The sequence below is a fragment of the Exiguobacterium sp. UBA6309 genome (assembly GCF_002439205.1).
In the GTDB taxonomy this organism is placed as follows: domain Bacteria; phylum Bacillota; class Bacilli; order Exiguobacteriales; family Exiguobacteriaceae; genus Exiguobacterium_A.
On the sequence record NZ_DJTL01000011.1, the window covers coordinates 31,745 to 49,558 of the forward strand.

21 protein-coding genes are annotated in these 17,814 nt (G+C 43.2%); 11 read left to right on the forward strand and 10 right to left on the reverse strand.

The window, feature by feature from the left end; all coding sequences use genetic code 11:
- Position 1 precedes the first annotated feature (1 nt).
- The 5 genes from B3M90_RS03190 to B3M90_RS03210 all read left to right on the forward strand — a co-directional run bounded on the left by B3M90_RS03190 (position 2) and on the right by B3M90_RS03210 (position 3,827).
- On the forward strand, positions 2-760 hold the full coding sequence (locus B3M90_RS03190; protein ID WP_290782565.1) for a hypothetical protein: 759 nt from the start codon (positions 2-4) through the stop codon (positions 758-760).
- Positions 761-886: 126 nt separating this feature from the next.
- On the forward strand, positions 887-1,300 hold the full coding sequence (locus tag B3M90_RS03195) for an SRPBCC family protein (protein WP_290782567.1): 414 nt from the start codon (positions 887-889) through the stop codon (positions 1,298-1,300).
- A gap of 113 nt (positions 1,301-1,413) precedes the next feature.
- The gene (locus B3M90_RS03200; protein ID WP_349679675.1) at positions 1,414-1,617 is read left to right on the forward strand and encodes a DUF2164 family protein; all 204 of its coding nucleotides are present in this window, start codon (positions 1,414-1,416) and stop codon (positions 1,615-1,617) included.
- A 712-nt stretch (positions 1,618-2,329) separates the two neighbouring features.
- Entirely contained in the window at positions 2,330-3,235 is a 906-nt protein-coding gene (locus tag B3M90_RS03205) for a helix-turn-helix transcriptional regulator (protein ID WP_290782568.1), read from the forward strand.
- Between the two features lie 76 nt (positions 3,236-3,311).
- Entirely contained in the window at positions 3,312-3,827 is a 516-nt protein-coding gene (locus B3M90_RS03210; protein WP_214853561.1) for a DinB family protein, read from the forward strand.
- 92 nt (positions 3,828-3,919) lie between these two features.
- Here B3M90_RS03210 and B3M90_RS03215 read toward each other — a convergent pair whose 3' ends face one another.
- Both B3M90_RS03215 and B3M90_RS03220 read right to left on the reverse strand, forming a co-directional pair.
- On the reverse strand, positions 3,920-4,483 hold the full coding sequence (locus tag B3M90_RS03215) for a GNAT family N-acetyltransferase (protein WP_214853558.1): 564 nt from the start codon (positions 4,481-4,483) through the stop codon (positions 3,920-3,922).
- 15 nt (positions 4,484-4,498) lie between these two features.
- Positions 4,499-5,734, reverse strand: a complete 1,236-nt coding sequence (locus B3M90_RS03220) for an MDR family MFS transporter (protein ID WP_214853554.1) — start codon at positions 5,732-5,734, stop codon at positions 4,499-4,501.
- Positions 5,735-5,836: 102 nt separating this feature from the next.
- On the opposite strand from B3M90_RS03220, the gene B3M90_RS03225 reads away from it, so the two are divergent.
- A complete protein-coding gene (locus tag B3M90_RS03225; protein ID WP_290782572.1) occupies positions 5,837-7,468 on the forward strand; it encodes an ABC transporter substrate-binding protein in 1,632 nt (543 codons plus the stop codon).
- 139 nt (positions 7,469-7,607) lie between these two features.
- Positions 7,608-8,747, forward strand: a complete 1,140-nt coding sequence (locus B3M90_RS03230; protein ID WP_290782574.1) for a globin domain-containing protein — start codon at positions 7,608-7,610, stop codon at positions 8,745-8,747.
- Positions 8,748-8,796: 49 nt separating this feature from the next.
- Here B3M90_RS03230 and B3M90_RS03235 read toward each other — a convergent pair whose 3' ends face one another.
- Positions 8,797-9,537: a sugar nucleotide-binding protein gene (locus B3M90_RS03235; RefSeq protein ID WP_290782576.1), complete on the reverse strand. Its 741-nt coding sequence runs from the start codon at positions 9,535-9,537 to the stop codon at positions 8,797-8,799.
- Between the two features lie 112 nt (positions 9,538-9,649).
- On the opposite strand from B3M90_RS03235, the gene B3M90_RS03240 reads away from it, so the two are divergent.
- Positions 9,650-10,687 carry a hypothetical protein gene (locus B3M90_RS03240; RefSeq protein WP_290782578.1) on the forward strand — a complete coding sequence of 346 codons (1,038 nt, stop codon included), beginning with the start codon at positions 9,650-9,652 and terminating at the stop codon, positions 10,685-10,687.
- A 253-nt stretch (positions 10,688-10,940) separates the two neighbouring features.
- Here the strand turns inward: B3M90_RS03240 and B3M90_RS03245 are convergent, their stop codons facing one another.
- Positions 10,941-12,140: an MFS transporter gene (locus tag B3M90_RS03245; protein WP_290782580.1), complete on the reverse strand. Its 1,200-nt coding sequence runs from the start codon at positions 12,138-12,140 to the stop codon at positions 10,941-10,943.
- A 175-nt stretch (positions 12,141-12,315) separates the two neighbouring features.
- On the opposite strand from B3M90_RS03245, the gene B3M90_RS03250 reads away from it, so the two are divergent.
- A complete protein-coding gene (locus B3M90_RS03250; protein WP_023468204.1) occupies positions 12,316-12,633 on the forward strand; it encodes a hypothetical protein in 318 nt (105 codons plus the stop codon).
- Between the two features lie 47 nt (positions 12,634-12,680).
- Here the strand turns inward: B3M90_RS03250 and B3M90_RS03255 are convergent, their stop codons facing one another.
- Together B3M90_RS03255 and B3M90_RS03260 are read right to left on the reverse strand one after the other, a co-directional pair.
- A complete protein-coding gene (locus B3M90_RS03255; RefSeq protein WP_290754696.1) occupies positions 12,681-13,616 on the reverse strand; it encodes a cation diffusion facilitator family transporter in 936 nt (311 codons plus the stop codon).
- Between the two features lie 173 nt (positions 13,617-13,789).
- The gene (locus tag B3M90_RS03260; protein ID WP_290754697.1) at positions 13,790-14,695 is read right to left on the reverse strand and encodes a methyl-accepting chemotaxis protein; all 906 of its coding nucleotides are present in this window, start codon (positions 14,693-14,695) and stop codon (positions 13,790-13,792) included.
- A 267-nt stretch (positions 14,696-14,962) separates the two neighbouring features.
- Here B3M90_RS03260 and B3M90_RS03265 point away from each other — a divergent pair, with 267 nt between their 5' ends.
- On the forward strand, positions 14,963-15,487 hold the full coding sequence (locus tag B3M90_RS03265) for a hypothetical protein (protein ID WP_290754699.1): 525 nt from the start codon (positions 14,963-14,965) through the stop codon (positions 15,485-15,487).
- Between the two features lie 25 nt (positions 15,488-15,512).
- Here B3M90_RS03265 and B3M90_RS03270 read toward each other — a convergent pair whose 3' ends face one another.
- Positions 15,513-15,707, reverse strand: a complete 195-nt coding sequence (locus B3M90_RS03270) for a hypothetical protein (protein WP_290754700.1) — start codon at positions 15,705-15,707, stop codon at positions 15,513-15,515.
- 481 nt (positions 15,708-16,188) lie between these two features.
- On the opposite strand from B3M90_RS03270, the gene B3M90_RS03275 reads away from it, so the two are divergent.
- A complete protein-coding gene (locus B3M90_RS03275) occupies positions 16,189-16,398 on the forward strand; it encodes a hypothetical protein (protein WP_349677543.1) in 210 nt (69 codons plus the stop codon).
- A 68-nt stretch (positions 16,399-16,466) separates the two neighbouring features.
- Here B3M90_RS03275 and B3M90_RS03280 read toward each other — a convergent pair whose 3' ends face one another.
- The 3 genes from B3M90_RS03280 to B3M90_RS03290 form a co-directional block, all read right to left on the reverse strand.
- Positions 16,467-16,715 carry a hypothetical protein gene (locus B3M90_RS03280; RefSeq protein ID WP_290754702.1) on the reverse strand — a complete coding sequence of 83 codons (249 nt, stop codon included), beginning with the start codon at positions 16,713-16,715 and terminating at the stop codon, positions 16,467-16,469.
- Between the two features lie 250 nt (positions 16,716-16,965).
- Positions 16,966-17,154 carry a hypothetical protein gene (locus B3M90_RS03285; RefSeq protein ID WP_290782581.1) on the reverse strand — a complete coding sequence of 63 codons (189 nt, stop codon included), beginning with the start codon at positions 17,152-17,154 and terminating at the stop codon, positions 16,966-16,968.
- A gap of 23 nt (positions 17,155-17,177) precedes the next feature.
- Positions 17,178-17,315: a hypothetical protein gene (locus B3M90_RS03290; protein WP_290754705.1), complete on the reverse strand. Its 138-nt coding sequence runs from the start codon at positions 17,313-17,315 to the stop codon at positions 17,178-17,180.
- Positions 17,316-17,814 lie beyond the last annotated feature (499 nt).

Below are 17,814 nucleotides of genomic sequence, written 5' to 3' on the forward strand. Positions count from 1 at the left end.
GATGACCCTATCGACGGAATCAACACGATTTTTGGAAGACTTAAAGGTATACCTACTTGCTTCGGGTAAAAATGAATTGGCGACGAACGAGATTGTCAACGAACTCGAAGATCACCTGATCGAAGCGGAAGCAGACGGAAAATCCGTTCGCGCGATCACGGGTGATAGTCCCGCCGATTACATCCAATCGATTTCTAAAGAGATGGCATTTGATCCAAAAGAAGCGTTTTGGATCGTCTTGCAAGTTTTTCTCGGCGCATCCAGTTTTCTCTATCTTCAAAACCTCTTGAATGGTACAACGACGTTCAGTATCTTGCTCGTTGGCGGTTTCCTGTTGATTAGTGCCGTTTACCTGACCACCCTGGCGTTTCTCTTCCGTCAAGATGCTTTACGTGATGGAGCGCGCCCTCGTATCATGCGTTACGGCATTCATGGTAGTATTCATTTTCTGTTAATCATCGGACTATTGATCGTCAACGGACTTGTCGATTCACAAAAGATCACGTTATCCCCAAACGTCAGCTGGATGGTTGGTGCCCTATTGATTCTCTGGATTCTCGTCACGGCATGGAAGACGAAGACATGGATTTTACCGATTGCATTGCTCGTCTATTTTGTTCCCCAAATCATTCTCCGTTCTGTATTTGATTGGTCGGAATTGACCTCTGGACTCGTCGGATATGCTGTTGCTGCCATTACGATGACAGTCGCTTTTATTCGCGAATCTAAACAAGATCAGTCAAACGTCTCAAAGCACTGAAGCAACGATTTGGTTCTGATACTTAAAATGACCTCAGCGCTAAGATCATTTTTGTATATCATTGAGAAAAAATTGAGGATAGAATTAGAATAAAATATATTAAAAAAGAATAGGTGGTTGTAAACGATGAATCAATCTGTGAAAGATATTCAACATTCCATTAAGATCAACAAGCCCATTGAACAGGTATGGGCGAATGTCTCGACGGCTCGCTCTTTATCTAAATGGTTTATGCCAAACGACCTTGTCGCACAAACAGGATGTGTGTTTCATATTCAATCTCCTTTTGGTCCGTCTCCTTGCACGGTCTTAAACGTACAACCAGAAAGAGAATTATCGTTTAGTTGGGATGAAGATGGATGGATCGTAACCTTCTCCCTAACTCCATTGAACGACCTTACCCTTTTCACTGTGACACACAGCGGATGGAAAAACGCTGATGACCTTGTGCCGAAAGCAAATCAGCCACAAGGTCGTGTCCGTAACTTTATGGACCAAGGTTGGGATGGGATGCTTCAGAAATTAAAAGCAACATTTTAAAGGAAGGCATGTACATTTTTTTACGACAAAATATAGACTGTGATTTTAAAATACATTCTCTTGTAATTTTTTTAGATCATTCATAGATCATCAAAAATAAAGGGAGTGTCGTTATGTTCAATCGATTTAGTAAAGAACAACAACAAATTATCCAGTTTATTCAAGATTTTTTCTTAGAAGTGCCATCTAAGTTCGCCGCAGAACGTGTTTTTGATTTCATCAAAGAGTCAGTTGCTATTCACTTTTATAATATTGGAATTCAAGACGCTCATGCGGCTGTGTTAAGTCATTCGCGTCACTCGACGATGAATTGTTAACGCTCAAGCGTCCCGTATCTCCATAATATATTTTTAGCAGAGATCTCTTGTCATGCTCTATAAAAAAGTATGCGCCGGCGCATACTTTTTTACTCTTTAGCGTTCACTTTCAACTATGTTTCATTAAAATGTATCTCATTATTTTTTTATCGAACCATCCATTGTTCATTTTATAGGATGACGGATCATTTCAGTCGAATGTATTGAATCATTTTGTAAATAAAGTATAAAACGACTATAAAAATAAAGACGTTTCCTAGCATACTTATGGTTGCAACCTGATTCATTTTTTCCCACTCTCCTTCTTATTTAGATAAGGACTTTATTTGAATTGAACCGAATTTTAACATACTTCCTTTTCCATACGTAACCCTTGATTTTACATTTTTATGATTCATAAGTAATTTTCATTTTTTTGGTGTTAGCTTCCCGACTTCAAAGTGGTAGCTGTCTTATCGCCGAATAAATTCTTAAAGAAATAGGTCAAAATTACATATTGAATTAGATTTACAATCCAAACATATCTAATAAGATATGGAAAATCACAAAAAGTATGCGCGATGCATACTTTTTTCTTTGGATTTTGATTCAATTCATTACGAAGTACTTTTTAATCTCTCCATAGAACGAATAAATCAATTACACTAAACGTAATTATTTGTATGGAATGACGGTTCAAACTATAGTCGTGCTTAATACAAAGGAGAATTTTTTGAAACTCGAACGATTACTGACTATCATATTTAAGTTACTGCATCGCTCTACGATCTCGGCCGCTCAATTAGCTAGTGAATTAAATGTCTCTCAGAGAACGATTTATCGAGATATCGAAACCATTAGTGCAGCTGGAATTCCCGTTACTTCTTATCATGGAACTAATGGAGGTTTCGGTATTATTGAGAATTATAAATGGGATAAGACCTTTTTAAATGCGTCTTCTATGGTCGATGTTCTATCTTTAATGAAAAGTTTATCAGCGCAATTACATGATCAAGATTTAAAAAATACGCTAGAACGGCTATCGATTCTTACGACAGAAGAACAAAATAACCATTTACACATTGATTTAGCTGATCAATCCGTTGAGCCTACTTTCTTAATTGATCTTCAAAAGAGTATCAAAGAATCAAAAAGAGTTCTGTTTCAATACATCAGTGCTCAAAAGGAACAGACCATTCGAGAAGTAGATCCCATTTTTCTACGATATAAATTTCGTACATGGTACCTTTATGCTTATTGTTATTTAAGAAATGATTACCGCGAATTCAAAGTGTCACATATGCTCAACCTTCAAAGACTTTCAACATCTATTCAGGATAACCATCCCATTCCTGGAGACAGAGCTGTCGTGAAACCCGCACGGGAAAGTATCACGTTAAGAGTTCATCCTGAATCCATTCATGTAGTCTTAAACCATTTTCAGCATCAATCGATGGTTTTTGAAGAAGATGGTAGTGTTACGATGACTTTATTGTTACCTTCACCTTTACATGCGGAATGGTTAATCAACATTTTATTAAGCTTCAGATCAGGTGTAGTTGTTATTCATCCCTTGTACTTACAAGACATATTAAGAAATGAAGCCAAAAAAATAGTTAATCTATATGAGGATATATGACACTCAGATGTCATATATCCTTTTTTATATTGAACGTAGTTAGACAGTTCTTACTACAATTAAAGGAGCGATTTGGATGAATGCCGGAAAAACGATGTATGAATATCACAACTGGGCGATGCAGTTGATGTTAGATCATATGGATGCATTACCTGAAAATCTATTAAATAAAGAGGTGAAAAGCTCTTATCCGACAATTGCTAAAACACTTAGTCATATTCTTGCAGTTGATACTATGTGGATTCATGTTTTAGAAAAAGTAGAATTTCAACAAGCGCTACAAGATGCGATGAGTCAATTACCATTAACTGATGCATATACAATTGAAGAATTCAAAACAGCATTCAAAAATATAGCATCAAAGTATCAACTATTTATAAATCAGAAATCAACTCTTACTATGGCGATACATGTGGATAATCCTTGGTCTGGTCCACGGGAAACGACTTTTGAAGAAATTCTTTTACATGTAGCCAATCACGGTACGTATCACCTAGGGAACATTACTACCATGTTAAGGCAGCAAAATGAACCCTCATTGATGATGGATTATTCTCTTTTTTGGTATGAAGATATGAAAGTTAAGCCATAACAGAATGTATTCGTTTTTAATGTCTATTTAGACATCACTATATAAAATAAGATGGCGTGCACCGGTGCACGCCATCTTATTTTATATATTTATCAATTCCCTTGTATTGCTTCATACCGCTCACGCGTCCAGTTGTAGACATGGCTCGTCACGGTCCGTCCGTCGATTCGCTCTAATACGAATGGTCGGTCAAGAACAGGTGTAAAACCGAGTTTCTCAACGACACGGCGTGACTGGTCATTAAAATCAAAGTGACCACACCAAACGACATCGATCGGCAGTTCCCTGAAGATGAAATCAATCATTGCTTCAACGATTTCCGGCATCCGCCCTTCTCCCCAGTAGTTAGGCGCGAGGACATAGCCGATCTCGACTTGACGGTCATGGGTGATTGAATCGTCCGGCCGACGATTAAAGTGAAATCCGAAGCTCCCGATGACTGCCCCCGTCTCCTTATCGGTCACGGCATATTCACCAGGTGACGCTTGGAAAATGCCAATCACTTCCTGGCTTTCGCCAAGCGACGCATGCGGCGCCCAGCCTGCCTTCGGTCCGACATTCGGATCCTTCGCGTAAGCGTAAAGTGCTGCTGCATCGTCGTCTTGCCAACGGCGCAACACGTGCCGTGGTGTTTCTAAAATATCTGGTAAGTTCATCTGTATTCCCCCTTATTAAGATACGTTTCGCTGTCGTTCGACCGATTCCTTCACGAAAAGACTTGTATAGATTAAACCGAAGCCCGTCAAAAGGATCAATCCGAGGTAAACACTCATCATCGACGGGATTAAAAATGTCCCAACTAAAATCGTCGACCGAGAAAGCAAATCAGCTCCTGCGAATGACGTTCCGGCGAAGGCCGAGTACGCCCCGCGTTGATCCGCCGGCATCATGTTCGCTTTTTGTGTGTTTAAGACTGGGGAGTAGAGCAACTCGCCGATCGTTGCGATGAAGATAAAAAGCATCAGTGCCGTCATACTGTTAGCACTCGTCACGACGACGTAACCGATCGTGTACAGCATCAGACCTGCAGCGAGCGTTCGGCGCGGAGAAAGACGCTTCGCAAGCTGCTGAACGACGAACGTTAACGTGACGACGAGCAACGTATTTTCGATGTTGATGATACTCATCATCCGAACCCCGTTGATCGACCACCCGGCAAACGATAGCGGTTCAAACGAATCAGCGAGGCGGACGGCGACGTAACTGCCCATCGAAAACTCAGCCGCTAAGATACACATCGAACCAAAGACGACCTTAACGAACGGACGGTCCCGCCAAGCGAGTTGATAGCTTGTAAAGATATCCGTGATGACACCACGTAGTTTCTGACGTTGCCACGTTCGCGGTGTGTCGTCGAGAAACAGGTAGTAAGCGATTGGTAAAACGGACGACGTAAAGCTCAAGATCCAAAACAACAGCAATTGATTGCTGACGTAGAGCCAGCCCCCGAGCGCTGTTCCGATGGCGATCGAGAGATTGATCAACCAGTAGTCGAGCGCATAGACCGCTTGGCGGTTCTCCTTCGTCGTCGCATCGATGATGATCGCCCCCATTGCCGGACGACCAAGATTACTCGTCACCGAGAAGACGGCGTAAATGACCATGAACAGCAACATCCAGTCGAGCGTCAACGAAATCGCCATCGTGATGAACGTCAACGCCGTGAGCGCAGAAGTCGTGACGAGTAGGCGTTTACGGGAAAAACGATCGGCAAGATATCCGCCGAGTAGATTCGTGATGAAGCTGACGAAGACCATCGCGATCAAAAACGCACCGGCGATGACTTCGTTGAATGCCTTGACGAACAAGAGAGCCATGAACGGCATGATCGAAAACGAGACAGCCCGGTTGAAAAACGATGTGATGAGACGTACTTTAATTGGCTTCGGTATTTCTTTCCATTTCATATTGTCACCTTCCATTCTCTACCTGTATCGTAAACAAGACAAGACACAAGAAAAATGGACGTCATTTAAAAAAGATGTCCCCTTTTAAGGAGGAGAAGGACGATGGATGCTTATCTTTTTATGTTATGGAAGACTTGCCGAAATGGACACTACTCGATCGCGACGCTTGCCGACGCCATCCATCTCAGTACTAAACAAACGAAACGATATCTCAATAAATGGCAGGAAGATGGCTGGATGAATTACACGAGTGGTCGCGGACGAGGCAACTTAAGTGAACTCGTCTGGTTGCGCCACGTTGAACGGGAGTATGCGAAACGGATGCTCGAGCGGATCGACAGTGATTCGATCGAATCAGTGACGGAGGAATTGACGTGGGACTGGTCGCCGGCGCAAGCCGGTCGCTTCATGCGGCAGCTCGAACGAAAATTCGGCTATACACAGACGACATCGGACGCCTTGCTGATTCCTCGGAAACGGAACTTCTTGACGACCCACCCGTTAGAAGCAGCGGATATCCATAGTGCCCATCTCGTCCAAAACGTCTTCAATCGTTTGTTTACGATCGACGTCGACGGCAATATTCAAGGTGAACTGGCGCATCACTATGTCTGGAATGGTCCGATGCTCAGTCTCTTCTTACGGAAGGATGTCCGCTTCCATGACGGTTCGCTCCTGACGAGTAAGGAAGTGACGAAGAGTCTCCGTGCTCTGATCAACTATCCGGCTTACGCTTATTCCTACCGGCACGTCAAACAGATCGTCTCGAACGGTCCGTACCGGGTCGACCTCACACTCGATCAGCGCCGGAGTTCGATTTTGCCGCAACTTGCCTCGATACATACGAGCATCATCAAGGACGGTGTTGGGACGGGACCATTTCAACTGACGCAACATGACGATAAGAAGACCGTTCTGACGGCATTTCCGAATTACTTTGGCATCCGCGCCCTGCTCGACCGGATTGAGTTCATCCAGATGCCGGAGCAATATGACCCGGTCTACCGGACATCGGCTTCTGACTCTAGTCCGATTGATACGATCGCAACGCAATCCGGGTTTGGTCTCGTCTTACTCCATCCACGTGCTGGTGGTCCGTTTGAATCAAAAGCCGCGCGGCATTATATCCACCGGCTCGTCGCGGAAGTCCGTGGTGGCATTCATGACTTCCATGAACGGACACAACCGAACGACTGTGGTTTTCTCGAGTCCTATAGTCAACCGTATACTGTCCCGGACGGTCCCGCTGTCTTATTCACGCAACCGATTCGAATCAAGATGACCGATTTCACGGACAAAGTAACACGTTGGCTCTGCGAACGGTTCGATCAAGACGGAATTCCGTACGAGTTCGTCGAGGTCGGATTTAAAGAGAGTATTACGGAGTTTCATGCGTACGACACGATCGATCTCGCTGTCCATGCTGAAGTGTTCGAGCGAAATCTACCGTTCGCCTTCTATCAGTTCATGACGAATACGTTCTCACCGCCAATCCGACTATTTCAGCAGATGCCAGAAATGCTGAAATGGATCGAACAATACGACAAGACACCGTTCGAAGACTGGCTCCCGATTCACCAAGCGATCGAGCGTTACTTGATCGACGAATCGTATTTCATTCCGTTTTATCACGATACAAGGCTAATTCCGTATCCGATCGAGCTGCAAAATATCACGATCGACTCGTTCGGTTATTTTGATTTCTCAAAGCTCTGGATTTCCAATCAATCGTGACGAATCCTTGTCGATATTTTGACTTGCTTGTGACAAAACGCACGATATTCTTTAATCTAGTATTTTAAATGTTGTATTAATGACGAGGCTACGAAATACTAAGACTGTCTTCATTACTTAGTGAAAAGGAAGTGGTCTTATGTTATCAACCTCTACCATTCAAATTGTTCAATCAACCGTCCCGGTCCTTGCGTCGCACGGTGCCGCGATCACGAAAGTCTTTTATCAGCGCTTGTTTCAAGCTCATCCGGAACTGAAACACGTCTTCAATCAATCGAATCAACGGAGCGACCGCCAATCGCAAGCACTCGCTACAGCCGTGTATGCCGCTGCTGCTCACATCGATCGACTCGAGACGTTAAAACCGGTCTTATTACCTGTGCTCCATAAGCACCGAAGTCTACAAATCAAGCCGGAGATGTATCCACTCGTCGGTCAAGAATTACTCGGAGCGATGCAAGACGTTTTAGGGGAAGCCGCAACGCCTGCAATCCTGCAAGCATGGGGCGAAGCGTACGGGGAGATTGCCGATTTGTTCATCACACTCGAAGCCGAACTATACGCGCAGGACGAACAGGCGAAAGACTTTTCCGGTTATCAGTCCGTCAAGATTTCAGATATCCAGGAACAAGCAGACGGCATCCGCTCGCTGACTTTCAAAACGGACGGTCCGCTCCCTGATTATCGAGCAGGGCAATACATCACGGTACGGATTCAGGATAGCGACGGCTTATGGCACAATCGTCAATACAGTCTGACGACGTCATCAAACACGACGACTTATACGATTGGTGTCAAACGAGAAGGCATCGTCTCGGACTACTTACATGCAGCGCAAGTCGGTGACACGGTATTGATCAGTGCGCCAGCAGGTGCCTTCACGCTTGATGCATCAGGTGAACCCGTCGTTCTGATTGCTGGTGGAATCGGCATCACACCGATGCTTGCAATGGCAGACGAAGCGTTAGCTGCTGGTCGACAGGTAACGTTACATCACGCCGTCCAAGATGAACGCAATCGTCCGTTTACAGAACAACTTGCCTTACTCGAGCAGCGTGGCGCTCGCGTCATTCGTTACGCAGAGCACCAGGCGACGGATCAAGCGGGTCGTCTGCCGAAAGACGTCATCGCAAGCATCACGGATCCGACATACGTCTGTGGTCCGGAAGCAATGATTCATTACGTCATTAAACACTTTACGGCGTCTTCGGACAAACTGCATTACGAAATCTTTGGACCAGCACTCGCTTTTGCCGCGGAAACGCCAGTCACGCAGTAAAAAACATCCCGCTCTCTTTGATACAGGTCAAGGAGAGCGGGATGTTTGATTAGAGTGGCAATCGTTCTGACAACGGACGGACCAAAACGACATCTGTCGCCATCCGGTTGTCCCGGCGCGGTTCATCGACTGGTTCAATCATCCAGTTTTTCGCGTGGAGTGTATTTAAGGCATGCGCTAAATCGTACATCGAATAACGATCGTTTCCGTTCAACTGATAGAGACCTGCTTCCTGTTCGAGTAAAATCGTAACGAGCGCTTCTGCTGTATCTTCAAGCAACGAACTCGACGGATACCAGTTTCGACTTGCTTGAATGACACCGTGTTGCTTCATCTCGTTCGTGAAGAAGTCGACCATGTTGTTCGAACCTGCCTCCGTCCCGATCTGCCAGCCGATCCGGACGATTTTTGCTTGAGGATCAATTGCTTGAATCGCTTGCTCGCAAGCAATCTTATAGGCACCATACTCATCGCTCGCATCCGGCACAGCGTCCTTTTCAATCGGTGCTGGTACGTCGTCCGAGAAAACAGATACTGTACTCGTGAAAAAGAACGGAATCCGATATTCCTGGCACAAACGGACGAGCGCTTCCGTCCAACTGACGGACCCCATCCCAATATGTAGGAAATAATCCGGTCGTTCCGTTTCTAAAAACGTCCGCATCTGAGACTCGTCAGTCGTTGAGACTTTTGTCCGATCCCACGCGACTGTCTCGATGTCGTGCTTTGCTAAGACGTCCGCAACGACGGGTGCTACTGTTCCGTTCATACCTGTAATGATCGCTTTCATACTGTTCATCCTTTCAATTTTAAAAAAATAGGTAAATGTAGAAAACTAACAATTTTAATATTACATTGTACACTTATTAAATTTTAAAATTATAAGGGAGCCTTTAATCAAATTGAAAACAGCAGATAGGATAAGTAGATTAATAGTAGTATTCACTTTAGTAAGTTTCATTATCTTTTCATTAAAAATTATTTTTAAATTGTATTCTTCATCATTTTCAAATATTTACTTAGGTAAGTTATTAATAAGCTCTAGTCAAATCATTTCCGTAACTTTAATTATAATTGCATTAGTTATACTAGTTGTAACAATGGTTTACTGCTACAATGAACTGCGTGCTTTTTCAGGAAACGAAGAATCTACTGAAAAACTGAAAGTTGATGAGAAATATTTAATGATTTTTGATATTATCCAAGCATGCTTTTCAATTTTTTTTTCAATTTTAATTTTAAGGTTAATTATCATGCCTGTAATTCTATATTTAGAAAAATCAAATATTCTTTTTTTATCAATACTTATAATTATAAATTTAATTTTTTTATTTGTATCAAATATCAATACTAATAATTTCCGACCACAAAAAATAATTCAAGGAATAACTTTATTTATTATTGCTAAGAAGAATTACTTTATAGTACTTGCTGTTTGGTTAGTTTTTGCTCCTGCATTTATTTTAGTGGGATTATATCAATTTTCGAATCCGGTTTTAAATATAAGTTTTTCTAACCCTAATAAAAAAAATAGTCCTGAAATACACTTTAACTTTTCAGATCGTATTCCAGACAAAATGCCGAAAAAAATAGATATCATAGTATTGTCTAGTGCTCAAAATCCTAAATACGAGATAAGTGTATTACAGTCAGAATTTTTTAGGACTTTTACAGAAGTACGATTACAGAACAACCAGGATAATGGTTTTAGCGATTTCTTTAAAAATGATGATAATTCTTTTGAAATTAAAAAAAGTAATTATTCTCTTTATAAAGCAATAAAGTTACCTGATATAAAAAGTGATGGCTCGTTAGTAATTACTTTCAACGAAAACAATCCACTCGAAAATAAGAAATCCTATAAAATTGTAAATGATTTTTACATTGAAAATAATCAATTTCACTTTAATGAACCTAGTATAAAAGTAAATTTAAAGTAGTTAATCAAAAAACAGCTGACAATTTTCTAACATAAGAAGATTTGTCAGCTGTCTTTAGTTATTACTCCGAAACGCCTTCCGTTGCCATTCGGCGCCACAGTACATTCAAGAAGACCGTCATCCCACTGATCGGAATCAAAAACAATAACGCCGTAATCCATAAACTCTCCATCGACTCCACTCCTCATCGTTCATTTCTATCTCTAGTGTACAGAAGCGCGAAACCGCTTACCTCCACCTCAAGGCGGATATTTCATCCGACCTTGTCCTGTCGTGCCTCGGTAAAGGAAACGTTACGATGAATGAGTAACCAGATAGCTGTCAACACGAGACCACTTAAGGAAAACAGCAGGAAAACAAACGAGATGCTAAAGAGCGACGTCAAGTACGATGATAATCCGTAACAGAGTGCAGAACACGCCGTTGATGCTGCGACCATCGCCGTTCGAACCCGTCCGAGCAAGTGCGCAGGCGTCGAGCGTTGTAACAATGTCGCAAACGGAATCCCGAACAATGTCAGCGCCATGCCGAGTAAAACGAATCCGCCAATCGCAAGGGGCACGGACGATATATAAGCAACGATTGCAATCGCGAGCCCTTGCAGTACGACTGCGCTCCGAAACAGCTTATCCTGTCTGATCGAGACGACCCACTTCCCGTAAAGGAGCGACATCGTGATCCCCCCGATCACCGTCGCTAGTTCGAGTGCGGAAAAGGTTTGGGCATTCCCCGATAAGACATTCTTGGCATATGGTGCAAGTAAGGTATTCATCGGTGTGATCATCCAGTTCGCAAGGATCGCACAACCAAGGATCCATTTTAAGCGACCGTCACGCGCGACGTAATGAACCCCTTCGAGCAACGCTTCGCGGTACGATCCGACACGCGCTCCTTCTGCGACTTGTCCCGTCATGTGTCGGACGAGCAACCAGGCAACGAGATGCAGTCCCAGATCGAGCCACAAGATACTCGCAATCGAGAAGTGGGCAACCATCATCCCACCAAGTAAGAATCCGCTTAACGTCCCGATCCGTTCGATTGTTGCGAGATAGGCATTCGCTTGCGGCAATTGGTCATCTTCGACTAGATCAACGACCCACGTGAAGACGGCATTGCCACCAATGATTTGTAAAATCGTCTGCACGACGAGTAAGCCGAGTAACCATGGCAAGACGATGTTCGTCAGACCGATTCCCGCTAACGCGATCCCAAGCGCAAGCAAGCGAATGAGAAGCGACGTTTGATACAACGATGCGCTGACGAAACGGTCAATCCACGGTCCAACGAACGTTGAGACGAGAAAACGAATCAAAAACACACCTGTTGCAAGCAAGGCGACACCTGAAGCACTAATCTGTTCCGCGCTCAACCAGTAAATCGCAATATAAACAAAACTCGTCCCGACAGTCGATAACAAATCGGAGACATACATAAAACGAAACGCACGTGACATGATGCTTTATTCCTTTCCTAAAACGACTTCTTGTTCATCTTACAATTTTTCTCAATTGCTGCCCATTCTTTTTTCGTCATCACATCGTCATCGTCTGTTAAGGCATTCTTACCCATCTGTAACAGAGCCGACATGTTCATTCGCTATACTAAAACGCATAGGGAGGTGAAGATCCATGAAAACGCAAACGCGTTATGACTATGAAACCGAACAGGAACAGGTCGACGTCCCGTCTGAGGCACGTCTAGGCTACTACTTTCTTTTGATTGTCCTGCCGCTTGGTCTCGCGCATCTTGTCCAGTCGCTTGCTCCTTCGCCGGATCAACACCACTCGTCCGTATTGACGGGTTTGACGTTCTTATCCATCGTCTTTTTCATGTACTTAGGTAACCGAGCTGCTGGAAATGCCAAAACGACCTTTTTCGGATACTCGATGTTCTTGAGTATCAGTCTGTTCGCGACGCTGTTTCTACCAACGGTGCCGATCATTTGAGCATAAGCAAACGAGCACATGTCCGACTTTGGACGTGTGCTCGTTTTTTAATGCATATGCGATTCGTGTTTGCCGTCACAATACAACGTATTGCCATGTGCATGTTGATCCGTCTCGACCTGGATGGTCGCGTGGTTAATCCCGACGTGTTTCAAATCGTGATCAATCTGTTCGCGAATCGATTCTGACTCCCGTACGGTCATGTCCTCCTTGACGACGACGTGACACGATAACGCGTTATAACCACTCGTGATCGACCAGATGTGTAGATCATGTAATCCGAGAACGGCTTCGTTCGTCTGAATTGTCGAAACGACCTCATCAATGTCGACATCACTCGGCGTTCCTTCCATTAAGACGTGTACGGACGCCTTCGTCACGTAATAACCACTCCGTAAGACGAGGATCGCTACGATGATACTCGCAAGTGGATCCGCCCATCCCCAACCGAAGAACAGGATCAGCAAGGCGGCTACAATCGCACCGACCGATCCGAGCATGTCGCTTAAGACGTGCAGATACGCACCGCGCATGTTGAGGTTATGTTCGTGCCCACCGCCGCGTGTCATGATCCAGGCAACTAAAATGTTGACGAGCAACCCGAGGACACTAATGATCAGCATCCCCGTCGTTGCGACAGCGGGTGGATCGATGAAGCGTTGAATGGCTTCAATGAAAATATAGAGAGCGATGACAATCAGCGTCACGCCATTTAGGATTGCGGCTAAGATTTCAAAGCGTTTTGAACCGAACGTCTTGTTCGCATCCGGTGCTTGACTCGAGAACTGGAAGGCTAACAGGGCAATCGCAAGTGAAATCGAATCACTTAACATGTGCCCGGCGTCTGATAACAATGCCAAACTGTTCGTCCAAATCCCGCCGATGACCTCGACGATCATGAACGCGGTGATGATCAGGAACGACAGGCCCAGTACCTTTTTATTGTCGGTATGATGATGGTGGTGATGATGATCATGTGCCATGACGTTGCCTCCTTTTACCTTACATTCAAACGTCTATTTGAATTATAACGTGCCTCCGTTCTGCGGTCAATGGGCTCACGTGTTATATCCCACGCCTGTACTCTTCCAAAACGACTAATCTGACTATACAAAAAAAGCGATGACTTCTCGCCATCGCTCTCTTTGTATTCTTCTCAAATAAACGACCGAAAGTCTTCCGTTTGTTGCTCGAGTTGATGTGCGACCTCTTCGATCGCGGTAAAACGTTGCATCGTTTCCTTTACTGTCGCAAGGCTTGACGCGACTTCGAGATGGGACGCTTCAATCTTTTTCATCATCGCCATGATTTGACGGTTCATCGTTTCCGTATTCGTCCGTACCTCGACGACTGCACTGCCGACTAAATCCGATAAATTTTTGACTTCACTCGCAACGACGGTGAACCCTTTGCCATGTTCTCCAGCACGTGCCGCTTCGATTGCCGCGTTCAGCGACAACAGGTTCGTTCGGGCTGCGATCTCCTTGATCGTATCAGCAATCTTCGTGATCTCGATCGCTTGGGCATATAATGTTTCGAACGTCTGCTGGTTCTCAGCCGTTTCACTTGCGATTGTGTGCATCGTCTCTTGAAGTTGATTGCCCTCTTTAGAGCCTTGAATCGACTGCAGATTCAGTCCTTCAGCGAGTGTCTGGAAGCTTTTCGCATATCCTTGTACACGGTCGATCCGGTCCGTGATGTTACTCGCGATCTTGACGACGCCGACGACTTCTTCTCCCTCAAAGATTGGCATGTAAGTGGCTTCAAGCCATAAAATATCACCACGAGCATCAACGCGCTTGATTTTATCCGCTGTACTGAAGCCCGAAAACAGGCGTGTCCAAAAGTCCTGATACTCACGGCTGTTCGCGAATTCTGGTGTACAAAACGTATGGTGCTGTAAGCCAATCATCTCATCCCGCTTATACTTCATCGTTTTCGCAAACAAGTCGTTAACGTCGATGACCCGTCGTTGGCGATCAAAACAGACCATCGCGACGTTTGATTCAAGGCTCGATAAGATTGCTGGTGAGCGCAATGGTCTCGGTAAGGTTTCATTCATGGTGTCATTAACTCCTTCTATGTGTCAATCATGTTCTATGACAGTTTCATATATGAACATTCTGTACCTATCTATCGTCATCAATTGATCTTTTTTATAGTTTCATTCAAAAAAAAGAACAATCCTTTATTACTGAGGTATGGTCAGACTCACTCACTTTTAAGAACTATAGCTGTTACACTAGGGATATGGCATTTGATACGGACAGGGGGAAACAGCATGGATTATGAAAAAGCATCTCACAAGTTCTAACACCGAAAGCAACAGTTGACGTTAAAAAAAGAAACGGTCATCGAGCGCGTATTCCGGCGATATAATGCAATCGAAATACCGAAAGACGACATCTCGGATTTAGTGAATGATGATCAACTCGAATACGATGCCATCTTTTGCTGCTTGAAGATTGATGACGGTGACCTCTTGAATTCGCTTTTTACGCCTAGTGAATTAGACGATTTCGAGTGGGAGATACAAGATAATAAAAGGAAAAATCGACGATACCGATATGCTAATCAGAAAGAAGCAGATTACAATCAATTGATTCTCGATGAGATGGAAGGACGCCGAATTGATATCGTCTTAGAGAGCCTTGACGGTACATATATCACTGGATTCTTGGTTAGGAATCAATCCGAAGTAATCGGCTCTTACTTATATGCTCTCGTCGGTGGTGCACATTTTGCCGATCCTGTCGTAAAAAACCTCGTCATTCGAGCCAGAGAGCTGACAGAAGAAGTCGAAGAATCATATCGTGATTATCTCGACGATTTAGTTCGGTGGGGTCATATTTAAAAAGAACGATGGACTTCAAATGAAATCAATCGTTCTTCGTCTGCGCTTCGATTTTCTCGTTCCGAGCAGCCTCAAAGTTGCGATAAATCGTAAATCCTACTAAACCAATCAACCAGATAATGCCATACCCGAGTTCCCAGTCTAAGCCGAAATACAAGATTGACGACGTGATGACGACAATCAGGATTAAGCGAATGCTCGACAGATGATATTTACTCATGATGTCCCTCCTTTTCTACCGCCACCGAAGTAGATGTATGTCACGAATAGAATTAACGTCCACGTAAAAACCGCGAATATGATTTTAAATAAGCCGTCAGGCAGTACTTTTGAAATATATAACATGGTCATTAGGATTGAAAACGTTAAATGGTTATTTCTCATTTGTGTAGAGAGCTTATCCCAATTGAGCAGGACAAGTAGTACCGCGACGGGTGCGAGGAGTGCCGTTAGGAAGAAGAACGGAACGTTCCTCATATAGTACGGTATCTCGTCTTTGTTTTTTCTCATCACATATCTCTCCTCATCTGCAATATAGAATACCTAGCTTCTCTATTCATTTCATCGGAACGGATGTGATTGCATGAAAAAAAGAAGTACGCTCGCTGATCTATACTCTTATCGTTCTCGTCATCTTGGTAGCTGCCTATCCGACTTACCTCTTCGTTTCTAAAACGATGACTGAAATCAAGATTGAACGAATGTTAGTTAAATCAGGATACGACCAAGATATTTCAAAAAAAGAAACGATCTTTGAGTCGAAGACCGGAAGATATGTGTTGGAAGTTAAATACACGAATGAACCGGACTATATATACAACTATGAAATCGTTGAAGATCATGTACTGACGACTGTATACGACCAGCATCATGTTGAAGTGACTGGCTCCGTTCAACATGAATTAAAGTAGATATCGTACTTTAAATAACAATCGAGCCCATTCAGCGATCGCACGAATGAACTCGATTTATGTACCTCTTAACATTCTTCTTTCATGTTCAGTGATTCTGCCGAGCGAATCGTAATTTGTTTTGCAGCATCATCGATGGATATGACACAATCCCATGTCGGCTTTAACTGAAGGACATCATTTCGATCCAACCACAAGACCGCAGTCAGTTCGATGAAGTCCCCCATCACTACCATTTTTCTCGCCTTCTCATCAATGACGGCATATAGTTCATCATCCAAGCTGATTTTCCAGTCAAAGAATTCATTCTCATTCATCCTTTATCTCTCCCAATCCTTCATACACTCTCAAGATCATTCCGCTGTAGTAAACGTAATCTTCCATTTCTTCCGCGCAATCAATACAACGATTAGCGAAATCAACAGAGATATTTTAAGCGTTGTATCATCGATAAGATGTACTCCGTAATGAAGCGAAAAAAGTACCGTTAGTAGAGCAACGACGCTTCCTAAAAAGATCATGTTTTTCATTCTATCACCTCGTTTCTTCAATGGATTTAACGTGTTGTCAATCCTTTGAAATATACCGTCCTTCTTGTTTGTTCGTAATCTGTACGCCGTCTTTATATCCCGTGACGTCAATATGACTCGATCCCGATTGATAAATCTCATATTCATTATTCGGTTCATCTTCGAACACGATGCGTGCGAAGAATTCACCTGTGCTCGTATCATAGCGAATTTCTTTGTTCTTCACGTGTGTCATATAATCATGTCGCTTCAGATAGTGATTGATTGATTGATTGATTGAGTGACCTCTTGTTTTTCATCATAGTACAATGACTTATAGGCTGAAGCACCGATGATGCCGACTCCTAGAATCATCAATAACATAATCGATATAAAGGTTCGTTTCATTTCATCACTCCTGAGAATCGTTTCTGTGTCATTCTTCGTATTAGACATTCTCCTTGTTTTTAAAATGTCGATATGTATAAACTAATACAAGAACACAAAAAAAGGAAGTCACTCATGATAAAAATCCATAAAATACTTTTTATTGTCATTTATGTTGATTGTTATCATCTTGAATCTTTTGAATGGTCGAGTAATTGAAAATGAACGGTTAACCTTAGCCGTGAACATCGCTATCGTGCTGATGGCGTTATTCTTTATCCGCTTGAGGTTCTCTAAACGAAAACGTAAATAAAATGCTAAGTAGTATGTAAAGGTGGTCAAATCGTGGGACAATTCATGATTTTCGGTGCACTGATGAATCTTCTGATCATTGGCGCAATCGTCTATGTCGTATGGAAGTTAGCTAAGAAACTCTTTAAAAAATAAGTGATGAATGTACTTTTTTCGTTTACTTCATATGAATTAATGTTTACATAAAGAAAGAGGCTGGGACATAACT

What these genes read in the sequence shown, in the direction of transcription:
- B3M90_RS03190 (WP_290782565.1), top strand. Translation starts at nt 2, where the DNA reads ATGACCCTATCGACGGAATCAACACGATTTTTGGAAGACTTAAAGGTA.
- B3M90_RS03195 (WP_290782567.1), top strand. Translation starts at nt 887, where the DNA reads ATGAATCAATCTGTGAAAGATATTCAACATTCCATTAAGATCAACAAG.
- B3M90_RS03200 (WP_349679675.1), top strand. Translation starts at nt 1,414, where the DNA reads ATGTTCAATCGATTTAGTAAAGAACAACAACAAATTATCCAGTTTATT.
- B3M90_RS03210 (WP_214853561.1), top strand. Translation starts at nt 3,312, where the DNA reads ATGAATGCCGGAAAAACGATGTATGAATATCACAACTGGGCGATGCAG.
- B3M90_RS03215 (WP_214853558.1), bottom strand. Translation starts at nt 4,483, where the DNA reads ATGAACTTACCAGATATTTTAGAAACACCACGGCACGTGTTGCGCCGT.
- B3M90_RS03220 (WP_214853554.1), bottom strand. Translation starts at nt 5,734, where the DNA reads ATGAAATGGAAAGAAATACCGAAGCCAATTAAAGTACGTCTCATCACA.
- B3M90_RS03225 (WP_290782572.1), top strand. Translation starts at nt 5,837, where the DNA reads ATGGATGCTTATCTTTTTATGTTATGGAAGACTTGCCGAAATGGACAC.
- B3M90_RS03230 (WP_290782574.1), top strand. Translation starts at nt 7,608, where the DNA reads ATGTTATCAACCTCTACCATTCAAATTGTTCAATCAACCGTCCCGGTC.
- B3M90_RS03235 (WP_290782576.1), bottom strand. Translation starts at nt 9,537, where the DNA reads ATGAAAGCGATCATTACAGGTATGAACGGAACAGTAGCACCCGTCGTT.
- B3M90_RS03245 (WP_290782580.1), bottom strand. Translation starts at nt 12,140, where the DNA reads ATGTCACGTGCGTTTCGTTTTATGTATGTCTCCGATTTGTTATCGACT.
- B3M90_RS03250 (WP_023468204.1), top strand. Translation starts at nt 12,316, where the DNA reads ATGAAAACGCAAACGCGTTATGACTATGAAACCGAACAGGAACAGGTC.
- B3M90_RS03255 (WP_290754696.1), bottom strand. Translation starts at nt 13,616, where the DNA reads ATGGCACATGATCATCATCACCACCATCATCATACCGACAATAAAAAG.
- B3M90_RS03260 (WP_290754697.1), bottom strand. Translation starts at nt 14,695, where the DNA reads ATGAATGAAACCTTACCGAGACCATTGCGCTCACCAGCAATCTTATCG.
- B3M90_RS03270 (WP_290754700.1), bottom strand. Translation starts at nt 15,707, where the DNA reads ATGAGTAAATATCATCTGTCGAGCATTCGCTTAATCCTGATTGTCGTC.
- B3M90_RS03275 (WP_349677543.1), top strand. Translation starts at nt 16,189, where the DNA reads ATGTTAGTTAAATCAGGATACGACCAAGATATTTCAAAAAAAGAAACG.
- B3M90_RS03280 (WP_290754702.1), bottom strand. Translation starts at nt 16,715, where the DNA reads ATGAATGAGAATGAATTCTTTGACTGGAAAATCAGCTTGGATGATGAA.
- B3M90_RS03290 (WP_290754705.1), bottom strand. Translation starts at nt 17,315, where the DNA reads ATGAAACGAACCTTTATATCGATTATGTTATTGATGATTCTAGGAGTC.